Genomic DNA, 2,754 nt, shown 5'->3' with positions numbered 1-2,754 from the left:
AATAATTAATAAATTGTATTAAAGATATTTAAGGTAATTAGTCTAAATAAAAAATAAATAAATTATAATTATAATTATTATATACTATAATAAATAGGACTATTATAAAGTATATAAAATATTTAAATACTATTCGAATCATTTTAAACTAATCAATTATATACTCTATACTATATATTATAAATTATATAAATTTAATTTCATCATTGAGAAACACATGCTACTTGTGTGGCTCTAAAGCTATTTGGATTGTTGGCAAAGCCTTTTATAGCAATAACATCTCCAACTGATGGAACATAGTTTGGTTTGTTAGATAATCCGATCGCACAATCCGCAAAAGTGACTTAAATGGCTCCACCATCGTTGAGTATCCTGTAAGAATTGGGATTGACTCTCGCAATGAATCCAGATACTGCCCTAAGGTTCCTGGTGGAATTGCATTAGTTGTTTTAACGTACAGCAGTAGCATTTCCTGTTGTTGTGTTATTAGTAACACTATTAAGATTTGTAGTTCCAGTTGTCTGATTATTGCTCGAAGCAGAGCTTGGTAATTTGAATGAGTATAAAGTCTTGAGATCTCCTACAAAAAGAGGCTTAATTCCAATACCATATGAGTTAAGTATAAAGTCAGACCAACTCTTAATTTGATAGTTACCAGTAGTAGAATCTAGCGTAAAACCAGTATTACTAGCACTTGGAGCAGCAGCTGCATAAGGGAGAACCCCAGTTCCATCTCTCAGAAGAGCTTAAACTGCTTGATCAGCTTGATCTTTCTCTGTTCTTGCAAGTTAGATATTATAAGTAGCTGTTTATATAATTTTTTGCTCGTCAGTGAAACGTTTGCTAGCAGCATCAAGGCTTTATTTAGCAGCTCTGACAAGATCATTAACAGTGTTACCAGCAACATATGCGTCATTCAGAATTCGAGAGAAAATAGGAAGTTGATTACGTAAGAAATTTATATTCTTATTGGCTTGAGCTAATTGAGCATTAAGATCTGCTACTTGAGGTGGGTAGCTGTTGATTTATGTTGTTAATCCTGCAATTTTATCAGTAAGAGCTTTAATCTAACTTTAAATCTTTGCTTTTTTTTGGTTAAATTCGTTAGTTTTAGCTCTAAGTGTAATTATTCTTGAGCCAATATCATTTAAGTCTAAGACACATTTTCCTTTTCTATCTTGCAAATCTTTTATTCTATTAGTTATATCATCGATTGATCTTTTAAGGGAATTTTGTTGAAAAACTAAATCATTGAATGCTTTCTCAGAAGCAGCAGCTTTTACTTGGGCAGCAGCTAATTGTTTTTGTAATTATTGGACTCTTTGATTGTCTGCGTCTAGTTGAGCTTAAGCAGAAGCTTGCCTAAAAGAAACACTGGCAGCTTGGCCCGCTTTGTTATCTCTATCATTCTTTGCATTATTGATTTCATTATCTAAATTATTGCACTGAGATTATTTTGATTTTTGAGAATCATAAGCATTTTCTAAATCATTTTTGTTTGCACTTATTTAGGCTAAAACATTATTAAGTTGAGTTTGAGCAACAAAAGCACCTTGTCTTGCTGCTTCTCTTTGAGCTTTCTTATCTTTATCCAATGCATCCAAATCGTTGAGTCTTTTTTGAATTTGGTTGATATTTTCAGTTAGCTGAGTTATGGCTTGTCTAATTCTTGCAACATCGCTCTCTGCTTTAGTAATGGCAGCTTGAGTTTCTCTTTGTCTACCAATTGCTTGGTTGTAAAGTTACTGTCTCTTGGTAGTTTCTTCTTGAGCTGCATTCTTGTTAGCAGTGGCTTGCCTTACTATCGACAGCAAATTAGCTAAGGCCTTGGCTGAATTGATTTGTCTTTCGAAAATGGCTTTTTTTTTAACATCATCGACAGTGATTGTATTTCTATTAGCATTACTAGGACTGGCTTGTTACTTAGAAATCAAAGTAGGAGTAAAATTAGGAGCAGCATTAACACTACCACCTGTTGGGAAGTTTATAGTTGGAAAATTACCAGTATTAATTGTATTGGTTGATGAAGAGGAAGATGAAGTAGTCCCTGAAGCATATGAAGTTGGTACATTGAGGGAATCAAGGAGAGCATTGATTCCTGCATCTGGTTGAAGTTGTTAAACGGGAGTTGGATTAGGAGTTAAAGTATTTGAAGATGAGGCGGCATTTACATCTGAAAAAGCACTTGATCTAATATTGTTGGCAGTAGTTGGACTAATTCTCACAGTTTTGACAGTTTGCTGATTTACGAAGAGACTGCCAGTGTTAATTGACACTGTGTTGCCTCCTCTGATAATTAAAACAATAAGACGCTCATCAACGGTACCTGCAGAATCTTGTGCTCTGATTTTAACTGGATAGTATCCAGTAGCATGATTATTGTCATATATTTATATTTTGTCGTTGTTGAGTCTGACTCCTTGAGGAAGATTGTAAGCTTGATATGTAACCTGACCCCGAGCTCCAGAACAAGCAAGAGCATATGATTTGTCTAGGTCAAGTTGACTGGCTACTTGCAACTCTAAACCAAAACTGGCTGTAAGAAGCAAGATTGTAAAGATAGTTACTTAAATTTTATACATTAACAAATATTCGATTATAACTTATTTTAGGTTAATCAAACTAAATAAATACTGCGGGTGTTTATTCTAGATTCCAATATTAATTAAATAAAATGGAACCTTAAATTAGACATTATTTATTTAAAAACATTAGCAACTACCAAAATCCCATAAAATTTGAAATTAATTACAT

At 33.2% G+C, this 2,754-nt stretch carries 2 protein-coding genes; one reads left to right on the top strand and one right to left on the bottom strand.

The annotated features are described in order from the left end of the window. Positions 1-1,651 precede the first annotated feature (1,651 nt). Positions 1,652-1,777: a hypothetical protein gene (locus tag ACIQ2X_RS15770; RefSeq protein WP_396179929.1), complete on the bottom strand. Its 126-nt coding sequence runs from the start codon at positions 1,775-1,777 to the stop codon at positions 1,652-1,654. Between the two features lie 77 nt (positions 1,778-1,854). Here ACIQ2X_RS15770 and ACIQ2X_RS15765 point away from each other — a divergent pair, with 77 nt between their 5' ends. Next, on the top strand, positions 1,855-2,112 hold the full coding sequence (locus ACIQ2X_RS15765; protein WP_396179928.1) for a hypothetical protein: 258 nt from the start codon (positions 1,855-1,857) through the stop codon (positions 2,110-2,112). Positions 2,113-2,754: the final 642 nt, after the last annotated feature.

The sequence above is a fragment of the Flavobacterium sp. genome (assembly GCF_044368625.1).
GTDB lineage: Bacteria > Bacteroidota > Bacteroidia > Flavobacteriales > Flavobacteriaceae > Flavobacterium.
The sequence above is the reverse complement of the archived record's forward strand: the minus strand, read 5'-3'. Positions and strand labels throughout refer to the sequence as shown.